Here is a 24,706-nt window from a genome sequence, read left to right as displayed (position 1 = left end):
CTCGCGATAGCGGAGTGTCAGACAGCCTATTTGTCGACTGATACATCGCTATCGCGAGCAGGCTCGCTCCCACAGGGGCATCGATGCTCATGTAATCCCTGTCACACCCACTTCACACTCCCATGCTTAAGTTTTCCCATTTCAAGGGAGAACACCATGAGCGAATTCGACCTGGGCCGTCGTCGTGTGATGCAAGCCGTAGGCGCTGGTTTATTGCTGCCCGGGCTAGCCCCGGCGGTGATCGCTTCGGTCAAGGATCGGCCGGTGCTTACCGACGGCGTGCAGTCTGGCGATTTGCAGGGCGACCGGGCGATGATCTGGAGCCGCAGCGACCGCCCGGCGCGGATGGTGGTGGAGTGGGACACCCGCAGCAAGTTCAGCAATCCGCGCCGCTTCGTCTCGCCCATGGTCGATGCCCGCAGCGATTTCACCGCCCGGGTCGAACTCACCGGGCTGCCCCGCGACCAGGCGATTTTCTACCGGGTGCATTTTGAAGACGCCCAGAGCGGCGTCGCCAGCGAACCTTGGCTTGGCCACCTGCGCAGCGTGCCGCAGTTCAAGCGCAACATCCGGTTTGTCTGGAGCGGCGACACCGTCGGCCAGGGCTTCGGCATCAACCCGGACATTGGTGGCATGCGCATCTACGAAGCCATGCGCCTGCGCCTGCCGGATTTCTTCATTCACAGTGGCGACACCATCTACGCCGACGGCCCGGTGCCAGCGCAGGTGACGACGGAGGGCGGTCGTATCTGGCGCAACCTCACCACCGAAGCCAAGAGCAAGGTCGCCGAAACCCTGGATGAGTATCGCGGCAACTATCGCTACAACCTGATGGACGAAAACGTCCGCCGTTTCAATGCCGAGGTGCCGCAGATCTGGCAGTGGGACGACCATGAGGTGGTCAACAACTGGTCGCCGGGCAAGCAACTGGACGAGCGCTACCAGACCAAGGATATCCACAGCCTCGTGGGCCGTGCGCGCCAGGCCTGGCTGGAGTACGCGCCGATGCGCCGGCAGAAGGCCGACGGCGGCGGACGCATCTACCGCAAGCTCGGTTACGGGCCGCTGCTGGATGTGTTCGTGCTGGACATGCGCAGCTACCGCGAAGCCAACGACGCCAACCTCGGCGCGGCCAAACCGTTCCTGGGGCGGGAGCAACTGAATTGGCTCAAGCGCGAGTTGAAGCAGTCCCGGGCCCAATGGAAAGTCATCGCCGCCGACATGCCCATCGGCCTCGGTGTGCCGGATGGCGAGGTCAGCCCCGGTGTGCCGCGTTGGGAAGCGGTCGCCAATGGTGACCCGGGCGCGGCCCAGGGGCGCGAAGTGGAGATCGCCGAACTGCTCGGTTACCTGCGCAAGCATCAGGTGCGCAACTATGTCTGGCTCACCGCCGATGTTCACTATTGCGCCGCCCATCACTACCACCCCGAACAGGCCGCGTTCCAGGATTTCGAACCGTTCTGGGAGTTCGTCGCCGGGCCATTGAACGCCGGCAGCTTCGGGCCCAACGCCCTGGACAAGACCTTTGGCCCGGAGGTGGTGTTCCAGAAAGCGCCTGCGACCCAGAACACCTCGCCGTTCGCCGGGTATCAGTTCTTTGGCGAGGTGAACATCGACGGGCAGAGCGGGGAGATGGGCGTGGTGTTGCGGGATCTGGAAGGCGTGGCGGTGTTCGAGAAGAAGTTGCAGCCGGTGTGAGTTCTGAAGCTCAACACAGAACCCATGTGGGAGCGAGCCTGCTCGCGAAAGCGGTGTCCCAGGCAACACTTGTGCAAACTGACACACCGCCTTCGCGAGCAGGCTCGCTCCCACAGGATTTGAGGTCTTGGTCAGGATCAGTAAACATCCCGCCGATACCGCCCTTGCTCGATCAGCCGTTCCACGGCCTCGCGCCCCAGCACGCTGTTGAGCACGTGATCCACCCCGGAGGCCATGCCCTGCAAGCTGCCGCAGACATAGATCACCGCACCGTCTGCCAGCCATTGCTTGAGCAGCGCGGCCGATTCCAGCAGGCGGTCCTGGACGTAGATCTTCTGCTTCTGATCCCGGGAGAACGCCAGGTCCAAGCGTTCCAAGTCGCCGGAAGTCACCCATTCCTGCAACTCATCACGGCAGTGGAAATCATGTTCGCGGTGGCGTTCGCCAAACAGCAGCCAGTTGCGCTGCATGCCCTCGGTGACACGCGCCTTGAGCAGGCTGCGCAGGCCCGCCAGGCCGGTGCCGTTGCCCAGCAGGATCATCGGCACGCCCTGTGCCGGTAGGTGGAAGCTGCTGTTGCGGCGCAGTCGCAGGCTGATGGCGCTGCCCAGCGCTGCGTGCTCGGTCAACCAGCCGGAACCGACGCCCAGGCTGCCGTCGGGGTGGCGTTCCTGGCGCACGATCAGCTCCAGCACGCCGTCGGCCGGGATCGAGGCGATGGAGTACTCGCGTATCGCCAGCGGTGCCAGTGCATCCACCAGGGCTTGGGCATGCAGGCCGACCAGATGGGTGCGGTTCTCCGGCAATTGGCGGGTCGCCAGGGCCTGGTCGAGGCTCTGCGGCAGGCCATCGATCTGCACGCGCGCGTGGCCGGATAGGCCGAGGCCATCGAGGAAATGTTCGATGGCCGACAGGTCATTGCGCGGCAGGATTTCCACCAGGTCACCGGCCAGCCAACTGCTCGGCCCAGGGGCGGCGAGGCCCAGCAGGTACACGCCCGAGCCGCTGCTGTCGGGGTTGAGCAGGGTACGCTGGCTGAGGGTCCAGTTTTCGAAGCTTGGCGCCTGCCAAGTGTCCAGCGGGGCTTGGCCGGTCAGCTCCGCCAATTGTTGTTGCCAGTGACGCAGGGCGTAAGGGTCGCCGCTGTCCACTTCCACCGGCGCGAACAGGGTCTTGCCGCCGTGTTCCGCCAGCCAGGCGTGCAGGCGCCGGGCGAAGCCGCAGAAGTGTTCATATTGCCGGTCGCCCAGGCCCAGCACCGAATACTGCAGGCGCTCCAGGCTCAAGGCTTGGCCCAAGACCTTGCGTTCGAAACCGCGGGCACTGTCCGGGCCTTCGCCGTCGCCGAAGGTGCTGACGACAAACAGCGCGTGGGTGGCGTTGTTCAGGTCTTGCTCACGCACACCGGCCAGAGGCTGGACGTTCACGGGCAAGCCGGCGGCCTGGAGCTGGCCGGCGGTCTGCCAGGCCAGTCGCTCGGCGAAACCGCTTTGGCTGGCGAAACCGATCAGCCAGGCCGGCGCATCGGTCGGGTTGGCGCTCAGGGCCTGGCGGGCGTTCCTGGCCTGGCGCTGCTTGCGGCGACGGTCCAGGTACAGCAGCCAGCCGGTGATGAAGAACAGCGGCATGGTCAGCGCGGCCACGGTGACCAGGACCCGCCCGACCAGGCCGAAGTAGCTGCCGATATGCAAGGCATAGACGCTGGTGAGCAATTGCGCCTTGAGGCTCTTGTCACTGTAGCGGCTGTGCCGGCTGACGACGCCAGTGGCCGGGTCGAGGATGAGCTGGTTCAGTGCCCGGTCGTGGGGCGAACTTTCCAGCAGATAGAACACGGTCGCCGGTTGCCCGGCCACGGGCGGCATGCGCACGTTGTAGGCGGACAGGCCCGGGCCGGCGGCGCTGTAGATGCTGCTCCACATGGCCCGATAATCAGCCACGGGCAGTGGACCGCTCGGCGCCGGGCCGCGATTGCGCACCCGTTCCTCTTCCGGCGAATCGGAGAGCAGGCGGGTCACGCCTTTGTTGTACCACTCGTAGGACCAGGTCAGTCCGGTGAGTGCCGCCAGCAAATAGAACACCAGGCACCAGGTGCCCGCCACCGAGTGCAGGTCCCAATTGAAGCCGCGGCCTTTTTTTCGCCAATCGAGGGTTAGCCAGGCGCGCCAGTTTTTCCACTGGCGCGGCCAGCGCAGGTACAACCCGGACAGGCAGAAGAACACCAGGATCAGCGTGCAGGCACCGGTGATCTGCCGACCCACGTCGTCCAGGGTCAGGACGCGGTGCAGCCTGAGCATCAGGCCGAAAAAATCCTGGCCGGTCACCTCACCCATGAACTGTGCGGTGTAGGGGTTGAAATAGCGCATGGCGCCACGTTTTTCCCCGGGGGGCGCCGCGAAGATCACCCGCGCGGCGTTGCCGCTGTCGGTTTCGACCCAGAGCATGGCGACGGTCTTGCCGGCGGTGGCTTCGATCTGTTCCACCAGTTCGGCGGGCGGCAGGACGCCGGCCGGTTGTTTCTCCACCGTCAGCACCTGCGGGTTCAAGGCCCGCAGGATTTCATCCTGGAACGACACCACCGCCCCGGTAACGCCCATCAACGCCAGGACCAGCCCGGCACTGATGCCGAAAAACCAGTGCAACTGGAACAGGGTTTTCTTCAACACGTCGCTCGCCTTGTTCATCTACTGTTCATCACGGCGTGCATTATGCCGTGTGTTATCGAGAAGCATTCATAAACACACCTAAAAGCCTCGATCATTTGCATGAACGGGCAGGCGACGAAATCCTGTGGGAGCGAGTCTGCTCGCGAAGAGGCCGGCACATCCAACATCTTCGCCGACTGGAACACCGCTTTCGCGAGCAAGCCCGCTCCCACACTGGATTTTCAACAGACACAAAACCCATGTGCACCCAATCCCCCTGTGGGAGCGAGCCTGCTCGCGATGAGGCCGGTACATCCAACATTTTCGCCGACTGGGAGATCGCCTTCGCGAGCAGGCTCGCTCCCACATTGGATTTTCAGCAGACACAATACCCATGTGCACCCAATCCCCCTGTGGGAGCGAGCCTGCTCGCGATGAGGCCAGTACATCCAACATTTTCGCCAACTGGGACACCGCCTTCGCGAGCAAGCCCGCTCCCACGATTGGATCGGAGTGCGACCGGAAAAAAAACGGCGCCTTCCATTTCTGAAAGGCGCCGTTTTTTATTACGCAACAGGGCAAGAACTACGAGCTCAAGCGCCCAAACGCATCACACGTAAAACGATTTCAGCGGCGGAAAGCCATTGAATTCCACCGCGCTATAGCTGGTGGTATAGGCCCCGGTCGACAGCCAATACAGGCGATCACCAATGGCCAGGTTCAACGGCAACCCGTACTTGTAGTTCTCATACATGATGTCAGCGCTGTCACAGGTAGGCCCGGCGATGACCACTTCTTCCATCTCGCCTTTCTTCTCGGTCCAGATCGGGAACTTGATGGCTTCGTCCATGGTTTCGATCAGGCCGGAGAACTTGCCCACATCCGTGTACACCCAACGCTCGACAGCGGTACGGGACTTGCGCGCCACCAGCACCACTTCGCTGACCAGGATCCCGGCGTTGGCGATCAACGAACGGCCCGGCTCCAGGATGATTTCCGGCAGATCGTCACCGAAGTCTTCCTTCAGGAAGCGGATGATTTCCTCGGCGTAGGTTTCCAGGCTGTTGGTGCGGGTGATGTAGTTGGCCGGGAAGCCGCCACCCATGTTGATCAGCTTCAGGACGATGCCATCTTCTTCCTTCAAGCGCTCGAAGATCACCTTGACCTTGGCAATGGCCGCGTCCCAGACGCTGATGTCGCGCTGTTGCGAGCCGACGTGGAACGAAATGCCGTACGGCACCAGGCCCAGGTCGCGAGCCAGTATCAGCAGGTCCATGGCCATGTCGGTCTGGCAGCCGAACTTGCGCGACAACGGCCAGTCAGCGGTGGTCGAGCCTTCGGTAAGGATCCGCACATAGACTTTCGAACCCGGCGCGGCCTTGGCGATGTTGCGCAGGTCGGCTTCGGAGTCGGTGGCGTACAGGCGCACGCCCTTCTCGTAGAAGTAGCGGATGTCCTTGGATTTCTTGATGGTGTTGCCGTAGCTGATCTGCTCCGGGCCGACGCCGCGGCTCATGACCTTGTCCAGCTCATAGATCGAGGCGATGTCGAAGTTCGAGCCTTTTTCCTTGAGCAGGTCGATGATTTCTACCGCCGGGTTGGCCTTGACGGCGTAGTAGACCTTGGCGAATTCGAAACCAGCGCGCAGGTCGTCATAGGCCTGGGAGATCATCGCGGTGTCGATCACCACGAACGGGGTTTCCTGCTTGTCGGCGAACGCTTTCATTTTCTGGAAAGTTTCGCGCGCGAAATAATCTTCGACCTGGATCGACATACTTGGGACTCCTACTGGCAAACATCAGGATCAATGGGTGTGAGGGCAAGCAGCCCTCGTGAACGTCCTCCGTATCCCCACTTTGGTTCGCCTACTTCCCAAGGCATGTCGCCGAAAGCAAAAAGGCCATGGGACGCTTGATTCCCTTGGCCTTGCTGTCTCGTCGTCAGTACTTGAGCCGGATGGATCGTTTCCAGCATGGACGTTCGGCGCGAACTTTAGGGCGTGAGGGGCCTGAGATCAACTAAAAATGTCGCGTTTTTGCACACATCCGTCGTGCGGCCCGCGACAGCTCATGATGTAACCGACCTGCGTGACAGATTGATGTTCCCCCGGATTGGTATTCGAGCCTGCTCGATATGGCTTTTGCCTTTGTGCGAGGGAGCTTGCTCCCGCTGGGTGGCGAAGCCGCCCCAAAAAAGCGATGAGCGCTTCGCACTCAAGCGGGAGCAAGCTCCCTCGCCACACAAGCAGCCACACAAGCAGCCACACAAGCAGCCACAAAAGCAGCCACAAAAGCCAGCAACAAAGGCTGCGGTGCCCGATCAGGCTGACGCAGTCTCGGCCGGCGAGACAATGCTGGTCTTGCCCCCGCGCGAACGCCCCGAGCTCAGGTACTCGGCAATCGATTCCTGGGTCACTTCGCCAAGAAACACCCGCTCGGCATCCAATACCGGCAGCCATGAGCGGTTGAACTCGTACATGCGCGACAGCAGGATCCGCAGGTGTTCGTCGTAGGCGGCGGTGGCGTTGAACTCGCGCAGGTATTGTCCGCAGGTGCCGGTCTGGCGGTGCAGGTCGCGGCGGCGCACGTAGCCCAGGGCTTTGTTCTCGGCACAGGTGACCACCACGTAGCGCCGGTCATGTTCGTCCATCAACTCCAGTGCCTCAGCCACTGGCGTCTCGGGGCTGACCGACGGGGCGTTGTCCGCCGCGTCTTCGGCCTTGACCAGCAACAGGCGCTTGAGCGTGCTGTCCTGACCGACAAAATTACTGACAAACTCGTCGGCCGGATGCGCCAGCAACGTGTCCGGGTGATCGCACTGGACCAGCTTGCCGGCGCGGAAGATTGCGATCTTGTCCCCCAGCTTGATGGCCTCGTCGATGTCGTGGCTGACCATGATCACGGTCTTGTTCAGCGCCCGTTGCATCTCGAAGAACTCGTTCTGGATCATCTCGCGGTTGATCGGGTCGACCGCGCCGAAGGGTTCGTCCATCAGCAGCAACGGCGCATCGGCCGCCAGGGCACGGATCACACCGATTCGTTGTTGTTGGCCACCGGACAATTCACGAGGGTAGCGGTGCAGGTATTGCTTGGGTTCGAGCTTGATCATGCTCATCAATTCGCGGGCGCGGGCGTGGCATTTCTGCTTGTCCCAGCCGAGCAGGCGCGGGACCACGGTGATGTTTTCCTCGATGGTCATGTTCGGAAACAGGCCGATCTGTTGGATCACGTAGCCGATGTTGCGGCGCAGGGTCACCTCGTCGAGGCCAGTGGTGTCTTCGCCGTTGATCAACACCTTGCCCGAGGTCGGCGGAATCAATCGGTTGATCATCTTCAGCGTGGTGCTTTTGCCACAGCCCGACGGCCCGAGGAACACGCAGATCTCGCCTTCGTTGACAGTCAGGTTCACCGAGTCCACGGCTTTGACGTCTTTGCCGTTGCTCTTGAAGGTTTTGCTGAGGTTTTGAAGTTCGATCATTTCAGTAATCCTTTTGGAGTCAGCGAGCGTTGCAGCCATTGCAGGAGCAGGTCGGCGAAAATGGCCAGGAGACTGACCAGCACGGCGCCGACGATCAGCATCGACATGTCGCTGCGACTGATGGAAGCGAGGATGAGCACGCCCAGGCCACCGGCACCGATGGTGGCGGCGATGGTCATGACGCCGATGTTCATGACCACGGCGGTGCGTACGCCGGCCAGGATCACCGGCACGGCGATGGGCAGTTCGACCATGCGCAGGCGCTGGCCGAAGGTCATGCCGATGCCTCGGGCGGCTTCACGAATGCCGGGTTCGACGCCGGTCAGGGCCAGGTAGGTGTTGCGCATGATTGGCAACAGTGAATAGAGAAACACCGCAGTGATCGCCGGCATCGGCCCCAGGCCCTGGCCGAACTTGGAATAGAACGGCAGCAGCAGGCCGAACAGGGCGATCGACGGAATCGTCAGCAGCACCGTGGCGCTGGCCTGCAAGGGGCCGGCGAGTGCCGGAAAGCGGGTCATGAAAATGCCCAGCGGCACACCTATGAAAATCGCCAGGGTCACGGCGATGCCCACCAGGGTGATGTGCTGCCAGGTCAGGTGCAGCACCAGCGGCCAGTCCAGATGGGAAAAGGCGTCAAGAAAATCCATGGCTTTTCCTCCAGGTCATTGGGGTGAGAGCAGCGAATGCTGGCGCAGGAAATCGGCGGCAACGGCGGAAGGGCTCTCGTGATCGACGTCCACGCGGGCGTTGAGCTGGCGCATGGTTTCATCATCGAACAGCTCGACCATAGGCTTGAGCTGTGCGGCCAGTTGCGGGTGCGCGTCGAGGAACGCCCGGCGCACCACCGGCGCGGCGGTGTAGTCGGGGAAGTAGTGTTTGTCGTCTTCCAGCAGCTTCAATTTGAAAGCATTCAGGCGCCCGTCGGTGGTGTAGACCAGGCCGGCGAATACCTGGCTGTTGCGCAGCGCCGTATAAACCAGTCCCGCGTCCATCTGCCGGATGTTCTCGCGGGTCAGGTTCATGCCGTACTGCTTGACCATGCCGGCCAAACCGTCGGAACGGTTGGCGAACTCGGTGTCCAGGGCCACCAGGTGGTTCTGGTCGGCCTCGGCCTGCAACACCGTGTTCAACTGGCTGATGGTGTTGATCTGCGGATATTCCCGCGCAACTTTTTCCGGCAGGGCCAGGGCGAAGGTGTTGCTGAATTTCGACGGTTCGAGCCAGACCAGGCCTTTTTTGGCGTCGAGTTCTTTGACTCGGGCGTAGGACTGGGCGCTGTCGAGTTTTTCCGTGACATGGTTGTAGGACACCAGCGACACGCCGGTGTATTCCCAGAGCACGTCCAATTGCCCGGTCTCATGAGCACTGCGGGCTAGGGTGCTGCCCAGGCCGCCGGTGATCTGCGCGTCGTAGCCCTTGCTGCGCAAGTATTGCGCGGTGATTTCCGCCAGCAGCGTCTGCTCGGTGAACACCCGGGCGCCGAGGCGGATCAGCGGTTTTTCATCGGCTTGGGCGAACCCTGCGAACAGCAGGACACAGCCCAGTATCAAGCTCAACTTCTTCATAAACGATTTCCTTTATCCAGCCGGCTTATGACGGTCGCAGACCGCGTTCCAGCCAGAGGCGGCTGGCCAGAGTCACCAGGCCGTCGAGCAGCAGCGCCAGCAGCGCCGTGCAAGCGGCGCCGAGCAACAATTGCGGCTGGTTGTTCAAGGCAATGCCAGGGAAGATCAGGCTGCCGAGGCTGTTGGCGCCGATCAGGAAAGCCAGCGGGGCGGTGCCGACGTTGATCGCCAACGCTACGCGCACGCCGCCGACGATGATCGGCACGGCGTTGGGCAACTCGACTTTCCACAGCACCTGGCGTGGCGTCATGCCGATGCCGACGGCGGCTTCCTTGAGGGAGCCCTGGACATTCTTCAGGCCTTCATAGGTGTTGCGCACGATGGGCAGCAGTGAGGCGAGGAACAGGGCGAAGATGGCGGGCCCGCTGCCGATGCCCAGGATGCCGAGGGCGATGGCCAGTACAGCCAGGGGCGGCACGGTATTGCCGATGTTGAACACTTGCATGAAGCGTTCGGCACGCCCGACCATGCCGGGGCGGCTGAGGGCGATGCCGGCGGGGATGCCGACAATCAGGGCCGCCAGCATGGAGGCCAAGACAAGCATCAGGTGTGCTTGCAGGTAGAACAGCAGATCGTCGCGGTAGCGTTGGATCGTATCGATGCCGATCCAGTGGACCAACAGGGCAAGGAGGGCGACGACGACCGCACCTCCAATAAGCCCTTTGCCATAGCGGATAGCCACAGGCGGACTCCTTTATCTTTCAGTCGGCGCACGCTGTCCCGGGCGACAAACCGTCATGGGTTGCCGGGAAAACGTTCGCGAGAAGCAGCTCTTTTCGATGTGGGTCAAAGGACCGTCGAAGCGAGCCATGAGCGCAGCCTCGTCAGGCTAACTTGCTGATTTTTCAGGCCCTGACGGTTGCTCGTATCAGGGAGGTGGACGCCTCCACGGGGCTAAAGGTTCCCATGTAAGGGAAGATCTGACCACCCTGGATGTGCTCAACGGTTCGGTGCCTGGCACAAGTTGGGCTATAGTTTCTGCCCTTTTTTGAGTCACCCGCCAGGCGATTTCCCGTGACCAAACATGCCGTATGGAATTGGCCGGGATCGTCTGCTGATTGGTGATGACAAGTCAGGCGGAAGCCAGAAGAAGTTCTATAAGGACTTAATCAAGACAGCAGATGCCCGCTTTGACCGGCACCTAAGCACACTGAAGAAAGGGTAAGGCAATGGCTAAGTCAATCGACGAGATTATGAAAGGGCTTCCCGCGGCCCGTCGACAGAAGATCGAACAGCGCGGCGCAGAGCTCATTGCAGAACAGATGACCCTGCAGGAACTGCGCAAGGAGCTGAATCTCACGCAGGAGACTATGGCCGGTCTTCTCCACATGAAGCAAGGCAACGTCTCTAAAGTGGAGAAGCGTACCGACATGCTGCTCTCTACGCTGCGTGAATATGTTGAGGCTATGGGGGGAACGCTGGAATTGGTTGCCCGGCTTCCAGGTCGTGGCCCCGTGAAGCTGGAAGGTCTTCGTGACCTGAACGCGGACTTCAAGTAAGAAAAAAGGCCATCCAGACGGATGGCCTTTTGGTTTTTCAGTCATCCTCTTTCGGCGAGGGCGCAGTTCCAGCCAAGCGCCATAGGGCATCGTACCGAGCACTCCCGTCCGCCCTTTGTTACAATGCGCGGTTCCCTGTACTGGCCTGTGCAATCGGCCAAAAGCAAATTTTTCAGTGTGTGCATAACAGCATGCACAATCGAGATTTTGAACGATGTCCGACAGCAAAATTGTCAATGAAGTCAATGCCAGACGCACGTTTGCCATTATTTCCCACCCCGATGCCGGTAAGACCACCATCACCGAAAAGCTCTTGCTGATGGGCAAGGCGATTGCGGTGGCCGGCACGGTGAAATCCCGCAAGTCCGATCGCCATGCCACCTCCGACTGGATGGAAATGGAAAAACAACGGGGTATTTCCATTACCACGTCGGTCATGCAGTTCCCGTATCGCGATCACATGATCAACCTGCTCGACACCCCGGGCCACGAAGACTTCTCCGAAGACACCTACCGCACCCTGACGGCGGTGGACTCGGCCTTGATGGTCCTCGACGGCGGTAAGGGCGTCGAGCCACGGACCATCGCGCTGATGGACGTCTGCCGTCTGCGGGACACGCCGATTGTCAGTTTCATCAACAAACTCGACCGCGACATCCGCGACCCGATCGAACTGCTCGACGAGATCGAAGCGGTCCTGAAGATCAAGGCCGCGCCGATCACCTGGCCGATCGGTTGCTACCGCGACTTCAAGGGTGTGTACCACCTGGCCGATGACTACATCATCGTCTACACCGCCGGTCACGGGCACGAGCGCACCGAAACCAAGATCATCGAGAAGCTCGACTCCGATGAAGCCCGCGCCCACCTGGGCGACGAATACGATCGTTTCGTCGAGCAATTGGAGCTGGTGCAGGGCGCCTGCCATGAGTTCAACCAGCAGGAATTCATCGACGGCCAACTGACCCCGGTGTTCTTCGGTACCGCCCTGGGCAACTTCGGTGTCGACCATGTGCTCGACGCCGTGGTCGATTGGGCCCCGCGCCCGCTGCCACGCGTTGCCAACGAGCGCACCGTGGAGCCGGTGGAAGAGAAGTTCTCGGGCTTCGTGTTCAAGATCCAGGCGAACATGGACCCCAAGCACCGCGACCGCATCGCCTTCATGCGCATCTGCTCCGGCAAATACGAAAAAGGCATGAAGATGCGCCACGTGCGCACCGGCAAGGACGTGCGCATCGGCGACGCCTTGACGTTCTTCTCCTCGGAGCGCGAGCAACTGGAAGAAGCTTTTGCTGGCGACATCATCGGCCTGCATAACCACGGCACCATCCAGATCGGCGACACCTTCACCGAAGGCGAAGCCCTGGGCTTCACCGGCATCCCGCACTTCGCCCCGGAACTGTTCCGCCGCGTACGCCTGAAGGACCCGCTCAAGTCCAAGCAACTGCGCCAAGGTTTGCAGCAATTGGCCGAAGAGGGCGCCACCCAGGTGTTCTTCCCGGAGCGCAGCAACGACATCATTCTTGGTGCCGTCGGTGTGCTGCAGTTCGACGTCGTCGCCAGTCGCTTGAAAGAGGAATACAAGGTTGAGTGCTCCTACGAGCCGATCACCGTGTATTCGGCGCGTTGGGTCGAATGCGGTGACAAGAAGAAGCTCGAGGAATTCTCCAACAAGGCCGTGGAAAACCTCGCGCTGGATGGCGGCGGTCACCTGACCTACCTGGCCCCGACCCGGGTCAACCTGGCGCTGATGGAAGAGCGCTGGCCGGATGTGAAATTCCGTGCGACGCGGGAGCATCACTAAGCATCAAGCGTTGAAACCGAAAACCCCGCTGCGAAAGTAGCGGGGTTTTTTATGGCCTGCGCTTTGTCTTGAGCATGGACAGTTTCACTGGGGAATGGGTGTTCCCTGATGAAACACCATTTCCCACTCTTCACCTCGCTTGCGCCAGATCGAACTGCGCAGGCTGTGGGTGGATGACTGTCTATCGGCGGACAGGTTGTGACATCGATAGGTGACCAACACGGTGTGTTCCGACAGCGGTTTGGCTGAAAACTCGCTGATGGTGCGTTGAGTGAAGGGTTGTTGGGGTAACTGCTCGACCACCTGAGCCTTGGCCCAGACGCTACCGCTGGCGCCGAATTCGATGAAGTCCTCGGCGATCAGGCGAGAGATTGCCGCTGCGTCACGCCGTGTGTCTTGGGACAAAAGGCTATGTTCCAGTTGCATCAGGGTTTGCGACAGATTCATGTCGGGGAGCCTTTGAAGAGTTTCGGTCTACCATAGCGCAGGCGGGGCCTTTCGCGGATGCGAGCTCCCGTTAAAGACCTTTGTGAGGTAACTGTGGGAGCAAAGCTTGCTCGCGATAGCGGTGGGTCAGCTTGCCTGGATGTTGGATGTGCCGGCCTCTTCGCGGGCAAGCCCGCTCCCACACGGGTTTTATGTCAGCCCTCAATTTCCCGGTCGCCCATAGTCCCCTGTGGGAGCGGGCTTGCTCGCGAAAGCGGTGGGTCAGCTCGCCTGGATGTTGGATGTGCCGTCGTCATCGCGAGCAGGCTCGCTCCCACACGGGTTTTGTGTCAGCCCTCAATTTCCCGCTCGCCCATAGTCCCCTGTGGGAGCGAGCCTGCTCGCGATGGCGGTGTGTCAGCTTGCATGGGGAGAGCTGCCGGCCTTGTAGTCGAAGTATCTACAAATGCCGGCCAGCCCTTTTGGTATGGGGCACGTTGCTAACGCGGATCGGCGATATCCAACGCCCGATTCGCCAGCAGCTCACTGACCTCAATCACTTGCAGGATCCCCATCGCAACATGCCGGCGAGAGCCTTCAAGGTCGAATGCCAAGTCGCTGATCATGGCGTTGGCGGAGGCCAGGTTTTCGCTGAGGTTGGCGAGCAGGCTTTCGCTATCAATCCCCTCCACGACGGTCAAGAGCTGAGCTGCTCGCGGCTCTTTCTTGGCCTTGGCCTGTTCCGGCTTCAAGTAGTAATCGAGCGCCCGCTCAGTGGCTTCGTGGAATTTTTCCGGGTCGAGGCTTGAGTAGGACGAGGTGGGGTCTGATTCTGGTGGGTTGGGTGTGGCTTTGAACATGATGACGCTCCTAGGGGTAATGGAGCCGCCAGGTATCGCTGCTAAACGAAGAGGGTGGCGACTGTACGCGGGTTAGCAGACCGGACCCCTAGAGCCGGCAGACCCGAAGGTCTCCCACGCACAACCGCCATTACATGGCAGGCATCAAGGCCTGCTCATAATGTGGAGCACTGTGCGTCTAGGGATTCAGGCTGCTAAACCCGACCGCTGATGTTCAGCGACCCGGTAACCATAAAGTCCCGCCCCAAGGCGCACAAGCGGGCGGATTCTGGCTTAGTTGTAGGCAAAGGCGCAAGGCAACGTAGCCTCGGGACTAGTGCTCCGTGTTATTGGGTATACGTCTGTAAGGCTTTAAGAAGGGCGGGTGTTAGCACCAATATCATGCGAACCCAACCTGTGGGAGCGAGCTTGCTCGCGAAAGCGGTGGGTCAGCTTGCCAGGATGTTGGATGTGCTGGCCTCTTCGCGAGCAGGCTCGCTCCCACACTGGATCTTCAGTGGGCAAGAAACTTGTGTTCTGCACAGATCCCTCTGTGGGAGCTAAGCCTGCTCGCGAAAGCGGTGGGTCAGCTTGCCAGGATGTTGGATGTGCTGGCCTCTTCGCGAGCAGGCTCGCTCCCACACTGGATCTTCAGTGGGCAAGAAACTTGTGTCCGGCACTGTTTCCTCTGTGGGAGCAAAGCTTGCTCGCGATAGCGGTAGGTCAGCTTGCCTGGATGTTGGATGTGCCGGCCTCTTCGCGAGCAGGCTCGCTCCCACACTGGATCTTCATAGAACAGAAAATTTGTATCCGGCGCAGATCTCTCTGTGGGAGCGAGCCTGCTCGCGAAAGCGGTGGGTCGGCTTGCCTGGATGTTGAATGTGCCAACGTCATCGCGAGCAAGCTAGCTTCCCACAGGGATTTGCGTGGTTAGTTGGTTTGGAGATAAGGCTTATTCGAAACCAATCTGTAGAACGGCGGCATTTCTGGCTCTTCCGGGGCGTCTTATCTGGTGAACCGAGCTATTCATATATAGGTTCTCTTGAGCGCCGTCGGGCTCTGCTTTATCCGCAAAGAAGGAATTGGGCTATGAATAAGCTGCTGCGCATGATGTTTTTGCTAAAGGTATTGGTGATGCTGTCCCTCGGTTCAACGGTTGCCTGGGCTGAGTGCGATGAGCATGAAAAACATGCATCGAGCGGATCGGTGGCGCAGGGTGAGTTGATGCTTGCCGCGACCGATGCGGATGCAGGCGATCCGGATGATGGCGAGGATGATGATGGTTCGCCAATCGACACGCCGGATGAGGATGAGGATTCGGAGGGCGATAGCCAGACGTAGATATCCAACATGAAAAACCTCCAGCCTTGATCGGACTGGAGGTTTTTTATTGCCCGTGGCGAGGGAGCTTGCTCCCGCTGGGGCGCGTAGCGGCCCTTTTTTGGGACTGCTGCGCAGTCCAGCGGGAGCAAGCTCCCTCGCCACAAGTGCTTTTCTGCCTTAAGTGCTTTTCTGCCTTTTAGCCCCTTAGCCCCTTAGCCTTTTTGCCTTTTTGCCTTTTTGCCTTTTTGCCTTTTTGCCTTACGCCGCGCCTTCGAGGAACCGCTCGGCGTAGTGACACGCCACCAACCGGTTATCCAACGGCCGCAACGCCGGTTCTTCAGTCTTGCAACGCTCGGTCGCATACGGGCAGCGCTTGTGGAAGGCGCAGCCGGACGGCGGGTTGAGCGGGTTGGGCAGTTCGCCGACGATCTTGATCTTCGGCTTGTTCGGGTCCGGGTGGATGGTCGGGGTGGCCGACAGCAGCGCCTGGGTGTACGGGTGCAGCGGGCGGCTGTAGATGGACTCGTTGGGGCCCATTTCCACTGGGCGGCCGAGGTACATCACCATCACGTCGTCAGCCACATGCTGCACCACCGCCAGGTTGTGGGAAATGAACACGTAGGCGGTGTTGAATTCCTGTTGCAGGTCCATGAACAGGTTCAGCACCTGGGCCTGGATCGACACGTCCAGCGCCGACGTTGGCTCATCCGCCACCAGCACCTTGGGCTGCAGCATCATGGCGCGGGCCAGGGCGATGCGCTGGCGCTGGCCGCCGGAGAACATGTGCGGGTAGCGCTGGTAATGCTCGGGGCGCAGGCCCACCTGCTTCATCATCGCCTGGACTTTCTCCCGCCGCTCGGTGGCCGACAGGTTGGTGTTGATGAGCAATGGCTCGGCCAGTTGATCACCGATTTTCTGCCGTGGGTTGAGGGACGCGTAAGGGCTCTGGAAGACCATCTGCACGTCTTTGCGCAGTTGCTTGCGTTCGGCCTTGTTGGCGCCGGCTACTTCCTGGCCGGCGATTTTCAAGGAGCCGGCGGACGGCTCTTCGATCAGCGTCAGGGCCCGGGCGAGGGTGGACTTGCCGCAACCGGATTCACCCACCACGGCCAGGGTCTTGCCGGCTTCCAGTTCGAACGACACACCGTTGAGGGCGCGCACGGTCGCATGGCCCTTGAACATGCCACGGGACACTTCGTAATGACGGGTCAGGTCACGGGCGGTAAGTACGACGGCCATCATGCCACCTCCTGGTTCAACGGGTAGAAGCAGCGGGCGAGGCTGTTGGATTTCGGATCGAGGGCCGGGCGCTGTTGACGGCAGTTGTCTCGCACGTACGGGCAGCGCGGCGACAGCAGGCAGCCTTGCGGACGGTCGTAGCGACCGGGGACGATGCCGGGCAAGGTCGCCAGGCGCTCGGCGCCCATGCTGTGTTCGGGGATCGCCGCCAGCAGCGCTTCGCTGTACGGATGGGCCGGAATGTCGAACAGCTCCGGCACCTTACCCACTTCCACGGCTTGGCCGGCGTACATCACGCACACGCGCTGAGCGGTTTCAGCGACGACGGCCAAGTCGTGAGTGATCAGCACCAGGCCCATGTCCTGCTCTTTTTGCAGGGCCAGCAGCAGGTCCATGATCTGGGCCTGGATGGTCACGTCGAGGGCGGTGGTCGGTTCGTCGGCAATCAGCAGTTTCGGCTCACCGGCAATCGCCATGGCAATCGCCACGCGCTGGCTCATGCCGCCGGACAATTGATGCGGGTAGGCGTCCATGCGGCTGGCGGCGCCGGGGATCTCGACTTTTTCCAGCAGCTCGATGGCGCGCTTGCGGGCGGCCTTGCCGGACATCTTCAGGTGCAGGCGCAGTACTTCTTCGATCTGGAAACCCACGGTGTAGCTGGGGTTGAGCGCGGTCATCGGGTCTTGGAACACCATCGCCAGGTCCTTGCCGACGATCTGCCGGCGCTGGCGGTTGCTCAGCTTGAGCATGTTCTTGCCGTCGAAGTTCAGCGCATCGGCGGTGACGATACCAGGGTGCTCGATCAGGCCCATCAGCGCCATCATGGTCACGGATTTACCCGAGCCCGATTCGCCGACGATGGCCAGGACTTCGCCTTTTTCCACGCTCAAGTCGAGGCCGTCGACCACCGGCACGGCGGTGGCATCGCCGAAGCGGACGTTGAGATTCTTGATTTCTAGCAGTGACATGGGAATCTCCTCAGGCGGCATTCTTGAGTTTCGGGTCCAGCGCATCGCGCAGCCCGTCGCCCATCAGGTTGATTGCCAGCACGCTGAGCAAAATGGTCAAGCCAGGCAGGCTCACGACCCACCAGGCGCGTTCGATGTAGTCGCGGGCCGAGGCCAGCATGGTGCCCCACTCAGGGGTGGGCGGTTGCACGCCAAGGCCGAGGAAGCCCAGGGCAGCGGCGTCGAGGATCGCCGAGGAAAAGCTCAAGGTCGCCTGGACGATCAGCGGTGCCATGCAGTTGGGCAGCACGGTGATGAACATCAGGCGCGGCAGGCCGGCGCCGGCCAGGCGGGCGGCGGTCACGTAGTCGCGGTTCAGTTCGCCCATCACGGCGGCACGGGTCAGGCGCACGTAGGACGGCAGCGAGACGATGGCGATGGCGATCACGGTGTTGATCAGGCCTGGGCCGAGGATGGCGACGATCGCCACGGCCAGCAGCAGCGACGGCAGGGCGAGCATGATGTCCATCAGGCGCATGATGGTCGGGCCGAGGATGCGCGGGAAGAACCCGGCGAACAGCCCCAGCAGGATGCCCGGGATCAACGACATCACCACCGACGACAAGCCGATCAGCAACGACAGCCGCGAGCCCTGGATCAGGCGCGACAGCAGGTCGCGGCCCAGTTCGTCGGTGCCCAGCAGGAATTGCATCTGCCCACCTTCAAGCCACGCCGGTGGCGTCAGCAGGAAATCGCGGTATTGCTCGCTCGGATCATGAGGCGCAACCCACGGGGCGAAGATCGCGCAGAACACGATCAGGGTCATGAACAGCAGCCCGGCGACGGCGCCCTTGTTGCGGGAAAACGCTTGCCAGAATTCTTTGTACGGGGATGGGTAAAGCAGGCTTTGATCGACTGCTACCGCGGTAGTTGGAGTACTCATGGTCTTGATCTCAGCGCTGGTGACGGATGCGTGGGTTGGCAAAGCCGTAGAGGATGTCCACGACGAAGTTGACCAGAATCACCAGGCAGGCGATTAACAGGATGCCGTTCTGCACCACGGGATAGTCCCGGGCGCCGATGGCTTCGATCAGCCACTTGCCGATGCCCGGCCAGGAGAAGATCGTTTCGGTCAGGACCGCACCGGCCAGCAGCGTGCCGACTTGCAGGCCGACCACGGTCAGCACCGGGATCAGCGCGTTGCGCAAGCCATGCACGAACACCACGCGCGACGGCGACAGGCCCTTGGCCTTGGCGGTACGGATGTAGTCTTCGCGCAGCACTTCGAGCATCGAAGAACGGGTCATGCGGGCGATCACCGCCAGCGGAATGGTGCCCAGCACGATGGCCGGCAGGATCAGGTGGTGCAGGGCATCGAGGAACGCGCCTGGCTCGTCGGCCAGCAGCGTGTCGATGAGCATGAAGCCGGTTTTCGGTTCGATGTCGTAGAGCAGGTCGATCCGTCCCGACACCGGCGTCCAGCCCAGGGACACCGAGAAGAACATGATCAGGATCAGGCCCCACCAGAAGATCGGCATCGAATACCCCGCCAGGGAGATGCCCATCACCCCATGGTCGAACAGGGATCCTCGCTTGAGTGCCGCGATCACCCCGGCCAGCAGGCCCAGGATACCGGCGAACAACAGGGCGGCCATGGACAGTTCCAGGGTCGCGGGAAACAGGGAGCTGAACTCGGTCCAGACGCTTTCACGGGTGCGCAGCGATTCGCCGAGATCGCCCTGGGCCAGTTTGCCGATGTAGTCCAGATACTGGGCATACAGCGGTTTGTTGAGGCCAAGGCGTTCCATTGCCTGTGCATGCATTTCGGGATCGACCCGACGTTCGCCCATCATCACTTCCACGGGGTCGCCGGGGATCATGCGAATCAACGCGAAGGTCAGCAAGGTGATGCCGAAGAACGTAGGGATCAGTAATCCCAGTCGGCGGGCAATAAAACTAAACATCTTCAGGTGTACCTCATCAGCCGGTTAGGCGTGCCCGGCGACTCTTGGGGTCAAGAATCGTCGGGCGTTTTCTTATCTACTTCACCTGGGTGGTGGCGAAGTTGTTGGTGGTGAGCGGGCTAATCACATAACCCTCTACGTTCTTGCGCATTGCCGTGAACATGCGGGTGTGGGCCATGCTGATCCATGGCTGGTCCTGGTTGAAAATCACCTGGGCCTGTTCATAGAGCTTGGCGCGTTCCTCGGGGTTCACTGAGGCGCGTGCCTGGTCGAGCAGCGCCTGGAATTTCTCGTTGCACCAGCGCGCGTAGTTTTCGCCGTTCTTGGCGGCCTCGCAACTGAGCATAGGCGTCAGGAAGTTATCCGGGTCGCCGTTGTCGCCCGCCCATCCGGCGGACACCATGTCGTGCTCGCCGTTTTTCGCGCGCTTGAGCATTTCGCCCCATTCCATCACGCGGATGTCGACCTTGATCCCGACTTTTGCCAGGTCGGCCTGCATCATCTGCGCGCCGAGCATCGGGTTGGGGTTAGTCGGGCCGCCGCCGTTGCGGGTGAACAGGGTGAACACGGTGCCTTCCGGCACGCCGGCTTCCTTGAGCAACTGGCGGGCTTTGTCCAGGTCGCGGGTCGGGTTCTTCAGGTCGTGGTTGAAGCCCAGCAGGGTCGGCGGGTACGGGTTGACCGCCGCGGTGGCGTTGCCCTTGCCGAACAACGCGTTGACGTAGGCCTCCTTGTCGAAGGCCAGGTCAATGGCTTTGCGCACCCGCACGTCGCTCATGTACTTCTTGCTGGTGTTCAACGCGGTGTACGAGACAGTCATCGCGTCCAGCTCGGTGACCTTCAGGTTCGGGTCTTTCTTGATGCCAGGGATGTCATCGGGTTTGGGGTACAGCGCGATCTGGCACTCGTTGGTCTTGAGTTTCTGCATGCGCACGTTGTTGTCGGTGGCGATGGCCAATACCAGCGCATCCGCCGGCGGCTTGCCGAGGAAGTAGTCCGGGTTGGCCTTGAAGCGAACCTGAGCGTCCTTGTTGTAGCGCTGGAAGACGAACGGGCCGGTGCCGATTGGCTTGCTGTTGAGATCGCCGGTCTTGCCGGCCTTGAGCAATTGGTCGGCGTATTCGGCCGGATAGATCGAAGAGAAGGCCATGGCGATGTCGGCCAAAAAAGGCGCTTCACGGCGGGTCAGGCTGAACTTGACCGTGTGTTCGTCGACTTTCTCGACATTCTTCAGCAGTTCCTTGAAGCCCATGCTTTCAAAGTAGGGAAAGCCCACGCTCGACAGTTTGTGCCACGGGTGGTTCGGGTCCAGCTGGCGCTGGAAGCTCCAGACCACGTCATCGGCGTTCATGTCGCGGGTCGGCTTGAAGTAGTCGGTGGTGTGGAACTTGACGCCTTTGCGCAGGTGGAAGGTGTACGTCAGGCCGTCTTCACTGATTTCCCAAGTCTCTGCCAGGGAGGGAATCACTTCGGTAGTGCCGGGCTTGAAGCCCACCAGACGATTGAAAATGGTCTCGGACACCGCGTCGCCTGTGACTGCAGTCGTGTACTGGACCATGTCGAAGCCTTCCGGGCTGGCTTCTGTGCAAACCACCAGGGGCTTGGCCGTGGCGCCAACGGCAACGCTCAGCAGCGCGGCGGCGATGGCGGCGCGTAGGGGAATCATGTTCATCGTCAATCCTCTGCAATCGGGTAATGGCAAAAGACCGGGCGGACGACCTCGTGAGTCGACCGCCCGGTGGCAGTTTAGAGAATGTTGAACGGGATGGTGGTGACCAGGCGGAACTCGTTGATGCTGCCATCGAGTTGATTGCGGCTGGAGCGGTGTTCTGTGTAGGTGGCACGGATCGCCGTGGCCTTCAGAGGGCCACTTTGTACGGCGTAGGAAGCGCCGACGCCGGTTTCATAGTGGTTTTCATCATTCAGGCCGCGCACGTCATAGGCGGTGCCGGTGTAGTGGGTGCCGTCGATGCCCCAGCCACGGGCACGGTAGACGTTGAACTTGAGGCCTGGTACGCCGTATTCGGCCATGTTGATGCCGTAGGCGATCTGGAAGGATTTCTCGTTCGGGCCGTTGAAATCCGACAACAGGGAGTTGGCCAGGTAGATGCCGTTGGTTTCGTGCAGGTAGTCGAAGTACTCGTTACCGTTCACAGCCTGGTAAGAGAACGTCAAGCTGTGAGCCTGGTGGGTCAGGCCCAGCGACAGAGAGTAGGTATCGTTGTCGATTTCACCCATCTCTTTTTTGCCTTCATCCACGGTCTTGTAGTAGTTCAGACCGGTCGTCAGCGCCAGCACCGATGCGTCGCCCAACTCGTGGGTGGCGCCGAAGTAGTACTGGTTCCAGAAGTCTTCGACCTTGGACGCGTACAGGCTGGTCTTCAGGCTCTTGAGCGGCTGATAGTTCAGGCCGACGACGCTGACCTTATCGGTTTCAGCTTTATTGTTGGTGTATTCGGAGCGGAACTTCGACAGGCTCTGTTCGGTTCGTGGCGATACGCGGTCGAACACGCCAGCGTCAAACGATAGATTGCTGAACTCTTCGCTGTGCAGGCTTACACCTTCAAAGCTCGAAGGCAGGGCACGGTTGCCGATGACATCGACAATCGGGGTGCTGAAGTTCTGTCGACCGGCGGTCAGCGTGGTATTGGAAACCCGCGCCTTGACGTTGGCCAGGCCCAGCTTGCTCCATTGATCAACGGCGTCGCCGTTGTTTTCAGCCAGGGTACGGTTACCGCCGTTGGCGATATCCTTGCGGCTGCGGTCCAGGACCACTACGTTGTAGGCAGCGACTTCGGTGCTGAAACCAACGGTGCCTTGGGTAAAGCCCGAGGTGTAGTTGAGGATGGTGCCCTGGACCCAGTTGATACGACGATCGGTGGGACGTGTCTCACCGTGTTTCTGATAGCTGAAGTTGCCCCGCTTCAGGAGCTCGTTGGCGTACCAGTTACGCGTGGTGCCTGACAGGCTTTGGCCGTCGACGAAACCCTTGGCTTCGGATTGGGCGCTGGTGCTCGCCAGTTCGGTCGGAACGAAATCCTGGCTCTGGGATTCTGCGAAAGCCGTTGCGGTAATGCTGCTGATGGCCAAGGCCAGTATCGCGGTGCTGCTCAGTTTCATCGGTAACGCTCCTTTTTCTTTCTTTTTAGTGCCGATCTTTTTGGATGATTCGGCTAACGGTTTACAACTCATCCACAGCTAGCAAACGTTTGCATCACGCCAGATCGACGAATTCAGGCAAGACATCTGCGTGAGGGCTTCCAGGGAAGCCCTCGCTGTGTGGCTATACGGTTATGGGTTCAGGCTGACGCCCGAGAACACGTTGCGACCGAAGGGGCTGACTTTGAACCCTTCGACTTTGGCACTCAGCGGCTGGTTGACCGTCGAGTGGGCAACAGGGGTGATCGGCACTTGCTGCTTGAGCAACTGCTGGGCCTGTTTGTAGAGCACGGTGCGCTGGTCGCGGTCGGTGACGACCTTGGCCTGCTTGATCAGCTTGTCGTAGTCCTGGTCACACCACATGGAGTAGTTGTTGCCGCCAATGGCGTCGCAGCTGTAGAGCGTGCCCAGCCAGTTGTCCGGGTCGCCGTTGTCGCCGGTCCAGCCGATCAGGCTGATGTCGTGCTCGCCATTCTTGGTGCGCTTGATGTACTCGCCCCATTCGTAGCTGACGATCTTCACTTTCAGGCCGATCTTCGCCCAGTCGGCCTGGAGCATTTCGGCCATCAGCTTGGCGTTGGGGTTGTAGGGGCGTTGTACAGGCATCGCCCACAATGTGATTTCGGTGCCTTCCTTGACCCCGGCGGCCTTGAGCAACTCCTTGGCTTTTTCCGGGTTGTAGGGCACGTCCTTGATGGTGTCGTCGTAGGACCATTGGGTTGGCGGCATGGCGTTCTGCGCCAGTTGCCCCGCGCCCTGGTACACGGCATTGAGAATGCCTTGCTTGTTCACCGCCATGTCCAGCGCCCGGCGCACTTCGACCTGGTCGAACGGTTTGTGGCGGGTGTTATAGGCGATATAGCCGAGGTTGAAGCCAGGCTTTTCGATCAGTTGCAGCTTGGGGTCGTTCTTCAAGGCCGGCACGTCGGCCGGACGCGGATGCAGGGTGACCTGGCATTCATTGGCCTTGAGCTTCTGCACCCGCACCGACGCGTCGGTGTTGATGGAGAAAATCAGGTTTTTCAGCTTCACCCGTTCCGGCGCCCAGTACTTATCGTTGGCGACGTAGCGGATGTTGGAGTCTTTCTGGTAGCTCTTGAATTCGAACGGCCCGGTGCCGATCGGCTTCTGGTTGATGTCGCTCGGCTTGCCGCCCTTGAGCAACTGGTCGGCGTATTCGGCCGACAGGATCGCGGCGAAGCTCATGGCGATGTTCTGAACGAACGCGGCGTCCACGCTGTTGAGGGTCATGACCACGGTCAACGGCCCGGTCGCTTCCACCTTGGCGATGTTCTTGTTCAGGCTCATGCCGTTGAAGTAGGGGAACTCGGTGGGGTAGGCCTTGCGGAACGGATGCTGCGGATCGAGCATGCGGTTGAAGGTGAACAGCACGTCGTCGGCGTTGAAATCCCGGGTCGGCGTGAAGTAATCGGTGGTATGAAATTTCACCCCTTCGCGCAGGTGAAACGTGTACTTCAGGCCGTCTTCGGAAATGTCCCAGCTCGTCGCCAGGCCCGGGACGACGTTGGTCGCGCCCTTTTCAAACTCGGCCAGGCGGTTGTACAGCGGTTCGGCGGCATCGTTGTCGGTGGCCGTGGTGTATTGCGCGGTGTCGAACCCAGCAGGGCTGCCTTCGGAACAGAACACCAGGCTGCCGCCGGCGGCCTGGGCTGCGGATGTCGCGGCCAACAGGCCGGTGCCCAGCAATGCGGATAAAACCAAGGTATGGCGCATGACGCTCCCTCTCTCGTTCGGGGTGTTGTAACAGTGAGCCGGTGTCTGTCCGAGGGCAGGTCCGGCGCACTGAGCTCATTCCATTGCGTAGCGATGCCGCAGGGCTGGCAAGTCGCCCCGGTGCCGACGGTATGAGCCGTGGGCCGGGCGGTAAATGCGTAATACCTGAAAGACTTGTAGGAAAAGGCGATACGTCCCTAACCAACTGCTGTGGTACGCAGTGCTTTTGGATGTAGGCGATTTCCTGAGTCTTGGCTTAAAGCAACGGCATGCCGTGGGAGCGAGCCCTGCTCGCGATGGTGTTGTTGGTACACCGCCATCGCGCTT

Annotated in this window: 19 protein-coding genes; 4 read left to right on the top strand and 15 right to left on the bottom strand. The window is 60.8% G+C overall.

From position 1 onward, the window contains the following. Nucleotides 1–156: 156 nt before the first annotated feature. Nucleotides 157–1,698 carry an alkaline phosphatase D family protein gene (locus J3361_RS06165; RefSeq protein WP_207963302.1) on the top strand — a complete coding sequence of 514 codons (1,542 nt, stop codon included), beginning with the start codon at nt 157–159 and terminating at the stop codon, nt 1,696–1,698. Between the two features lie 137 nt (nt 1,699–1,835). Here J3361_RS06165 and J3361_RS06160 read toward each other — a convergent pair whose 3' ends face one another. The 6 genes from J3361_RS06160 to J3361_RS06135 all read right to left on the bottom strand — a co-directional run bounded on the left by J3361_RS06160 (nt 1,836) and on the right by J3361_RS06135 (nt 10,127). After that, nucleotides 1,836–4,361, bottom strand: a complete 2,526-nt coding sequence (locus tag J3361_RS06160) for a sulfite reductase flavoprotein subunit alpha (RefSeq protein WP_207963438.1) — start codon at nt 4,359–4,361, stop codon at nt 1,836–1,838. 589 nt (nt 4,362–4,950) lie between these two features. Next, on the bottom strand, nt 4,951–6,114 hold the full coding sequence (locus J3361_RS06155) for a type III PLP-dependent enzyme (protein WP_207963300.1): 1,164 nt from the start codon (nt 6,112–6,114) through the stop codon (nt 4,951–4,953). 545 nt (nt 6,115–6,659) lie between these two features. Then, on the bottom strand, nt 6,660–7,817 hold the full coding sequence (locus J3361_RS06150; RefSeq protein WP_207963299.1) for an ABC transporter ATP-binding protein: 1,158 nt from the start codon (nt 7,815–7,817) through the stop codon (nt 6,660–6,662). Further along, the gene (locus J3361_RS06145; RefSeq protein ID WP_207963297.1) at nt 7,814–8,467 is read right to left on the bottom strand and encodes an ABC transporter permease; all 654 of its coding nucleotides are present in this window, start codon (nt 8,465–8,467) and stop codon (nt 7,814–7,816) included. The genes J3361_RS06150 and J3361_RS06145 overlap by 4 nt, the downstream gene beginning before the upstream one ends. Nucleotides 8,468–8,482: 15 nt before the next feature. Further along, the gene (locus J3361_RS06140; protein WP_207963295.1) at nt 8,483–9,385 is read right to left on the bottom strand and encodes a glycine betaine ABC transporter substrate-binding protein; all 903 of its coding nucleotides are present in this window, start codon (nt 9,383–9,385) and stop codon (nt 8,483–8,485) included. Nucleotides 9,386–9,410: 25 nt separating this feature from the next. Then, entirely contained in the window at nt 9,411–10,127 is a 717-nt protein-coding gene (locus J3361_RS06135; protein WP_207963293.1) for an ABC transporter permease, read from the bottom strand. 487 nt (nt 10,128–10,614) lie between these two features. Between J3361_RS06135 and J3361_RS06130 the strand changes: the two genes are divergently transcribed. Together J3361_RS06130 and J3361_RS06125 are read left to right on the top strand one after the other, a co-directional pair. Next, a complete protein-coding gene (locus J3361_RS06130) occupies nt 10,615–10,944 on the top strand; it encodes an XRE family transcriptional regulator (RefSeq protein ID WP_030139816.1) in 330 nt (109 codons plus the stop codon). Between the two features lie 214 nt (nt 10,945–11,158). Next, entirely contained in the window at nt 11,159–12,748 is a 1,590-nt protein-coding gene (locus J3361_RS06125; protein WP_207963291.1) for a peptide chain release factor 3, read from the top strand. A gap of 84 nt (nt 12,749–12,832) precedes the next feature. Here the strand turns inward: J3361_RS06125 and J3361_RS06120 are convergent, their stop codons facing one another. After that, nucleotides 12,833–13,195, bottom strand: a complete 363-nt coding sequence (locus tag J3361_RS06120) for a DUF4440 domain-containing protein (protein ID WP_207963289.1) — start codon at nt 13,193–13,195, stop codon at nt 12,833–12,835. A gap of 479 nt (nt 13,196–13,674) precedes the next feature. After that, nucleotides 13,675–14,034, bottom strand: a complete 360-nt coding sequence (locus J3361_RS06115) for a DUF6124 family protein (RefSeq protein WP_207963287.1) — start codon at nt 14,032–14,034, stop codon at nt 13,675–13,677. 1,068 nt (nt 14,035–15,102) lie between these two features. Here J3361_RS06115 and J3361_RS06110 point away from each other — a divergent pair. Continuing rightward, complete coding sequence (locus J3361_RS06110) at nt 15,103–15,354, top strand: hypothetical protein (RefSeq protein WP_207963285.1); 252 nt, start codon at nt 15,103–15,105, stop codon at nt 15,352–15,354. A 240-nt stretch (nt 15,355–15,594) separates the two neighbouring features. Here J3361_RS06110 and J3361_RS06105 read toward each other — a convergent pair whose 3' ends face one another. From J3361_RS06105 to J3361_RS06075, 7 genes are all read right to left on the bottom strand, one after another. Beyond that, a complete protein-coding gene (locus J3361_RS06105) occupies nt 15,595–16,575 on the bottom strand; it encodes a peptide ABC transporter ATP-binding protein (protein ID WP_207963283.1) in 981 nt (326 codons plus the stop codon). Continuing rightward, nucleotides 16,575–17,543 (bottom strand): ABC transporter ATP-binding protein, encoded by a 969-nt coding sequence (locus tag J3361_RS06100; protein WP_207963281.1) that lies wholly within the window; start codon nt 17,541–17,543, stop codon nt 16,575–16,577. Before J3361_RS06100 ends, J3361_RS06105 begins: the two co-directional genes overlap by 1 nt. A gap of 10 nt (nt 17,544–17,553) precedes the next feature. After that, nucleotides 17,554–18,465: an ABC transporter permease subunit gene (locus J3361_RS06095; RefSeq protein ID WP_039592279.1), complete on the bottom strand. Its 912-nt coding sequence runs from the start codon at nt 18,463–18,465 to the stop codon at nt 17,554–17,556. A 10-nt stretch (nt 18,466–18,475) separates the two neighbouring features. After that, nucleotides 18,476–19,486 carry an ABC transporter permease subunit gene (locus tag J3361_RS06090; protein WP_053118417.1) on the bottom strand — a complete coding sequence of 337 codons (1,011 nt, stop codon included), beginning with the start codon at nt 19,484–19,486 and terminating at the stop codon, nt 18,476–18,478. A 76-nt stretch (nt 19,487–19,562) separates the two neighbouring features. Further along, a complete protein-coding gene (locus tag J3361_RS06085) occupies nt 19,563–21,158 on the bottom strand; it encodes an ABC transporter substrate-binding protein (protein WP_207963280.1) in 1,596 nt (531 codons plus the stop codon). 74 nt (nt 21,159–21,232) lie between these two features. After that, entirely contained in the window at nt 21,233–22,606 is a 1,374-nt protein-coding gene (locus tag J3361_RS06080) for an OprD family porin (protein ID WP_207963278.1), read from the bottom strand. Nucleotides 22,607–22,777: 171 nt separating this feature from the next. Next, nucleotides 22,778–24,379 carry an ABC transporter substrate-binding protein gene (locus J3361_RS06075; RefSeq protein ID WP_207963276.1) on the bottom strand — a complete coding sequence of 534 codons (1,602 nt, stop codon included), beginning with the start codon at nt 24,377–24,379 and terminating at the stop codon, nt 22,778–22,780. Nucleotides 24,380–24,706 lie beyond the last annotated feature (327 nt).

Source organism: Pseudomonas sp. OA65 (genome assembly GCF_017498305.1).
Classification (GTDB): Bacteria; Pseudomonadota; Gammaproteobacteria; order Pseudomonadales; family Pseudomonadaceae; genus Aquipseudomonas; species Aquipseudomonas zanjanensis.
The sequence above is the reverse complement of the archived record's forward strand: the minus strand, read 5'-3'. Positions and strand labels throughout refer to the sequence as shown.

What these genes read in the sequence shown, in the direction of transcription:
- J3361_RS06080 (WP_207963278.1), bottom strand. Translation starts at nt 22,606, where the DNA reads ATGAAACTGAGCAGCACCGCGATACTGGCCTTGGCCATCAGCAGCATT.
- J3361_RS06155 (WP_207963300.1), bottom strand. Translation starts at nt 6,114, where the DNA reads ATGTCGATCCAGGTCGAAGATTATTTCGCGCGCGAAACTTTCCAGAAA.
- J3361_RS06165 (WP_207963302.1), top strand. Translation starts at nt 157, where the DNA reads ATGAGCGAATTCGACCTGGGCCGTCGTCGTGTGATGCAAGCCGTAGGC.
- J3361_RS06130 (WP_030139816.1), top strand. Translation starts at nt 10,615, where the DNA reads ATGGCTAAGTCAATCGACGAGATTATGAAAGGGCTTCCCGCGGCCCGT.
- J3361_RS06075 (WP_207963276.1), bottom strand. Translation starts at nt 24,379, where the DNA reads ATGCGCCATACCTTGGTTTTATCCGCATTGCTGGGCACCGGCCTGTTG.
- J3361_RS06140 (WP_207963295.1), bottom strand. Translation starts at nt 9,385, where the DNA reads ATGAAGAAGTTGAGCTTGATACTGGGCTGTGTCCTGCTGTTCGCAGGG.
- J3361_RS06105 (WP_207963283.1), bottom strand. Translation starts at nt 16,575, where the DNA reads ATGGCCGTCGTACTTACCGCCCGTGACCTGACCCGTCATTACGAAGTG.
- J3361_RS06150 (WP_207963299.1), bottom strand. Translation starts at nt 7,817, where the DNA reads ATGATCGAACTTCAAAACCTCAGCAAAACCTTCAAGAGCAACGGCAAA.
- J3361_RS06085 (WP_207963280.1), bottom strand. Translation starts at nt 21,158, where the DNA reads ATGAACATGATTCCCCTACGCGCCGCCATCGCCGCCGCGCTGCTGAGC.
- J3361_RS06120 (WP_207963289.1), bottom strand. Translation starts at nt 13,195, where the DNA reads ATGAATCTGTCGCAAACCCTGATGCAACTGGAACATAGCCTTTTGTCC.
- J3361_RS06100 (WP_207963281.1), bottom strand. Translation starts at nt 17,543, where the DNA reads ATGTCACTGCTAGAAATCAAGAATCTCAACGTCCGCTTCGGCGATGCC.
- J3361_RS06125 (WP_207963291.1), top strand. Translation starts at nt 11,159, where the DNA reads ATGTCCGACAGCAAAATTGTCAATGAAGTCAATGCCAGACGCACGTTT.
- J3361_RS06095 (WP_039592279.1), bottom strand. Translation starts at nt 18,465, where the DNA reads ATGAGTACTCCAACTACCGCGGTAGCAGTCGATCAAAGCCTGCTTTAC.
- J3361_RS06110 (WP_207963285.1), top strand. Translation starts at nt 15,103, where the DNA reads ATGAATAAGCTGCTGCGCATGATGTTTTTGCTAAAGGTATTGGTGATG.
- J3361_RS06145 (WP_207963297.1), bottom strand. Translation starts at nt 8,467, where the DNA reads ATGGATTTTCTTGACGCCTTTTCCCATCTGGACTGGCCGCTGGTGCTG.
- J3361_RS06090 (WP_053118417.1), bottom strand. Translation starts at nt 19,486, where the DNA reads ATGTTTAGTTTTATTGCCCGCCGACTGGGATTACTGATCCCTACGTTC.
- J3361_RS06115 (WP_207963287.1), bottom strand. Translation starts at nt 14,034, where the DNA reads ATGTTCAAAGCCACACCCAACCCACCAGAATCAGACCCCACCTCGTCC.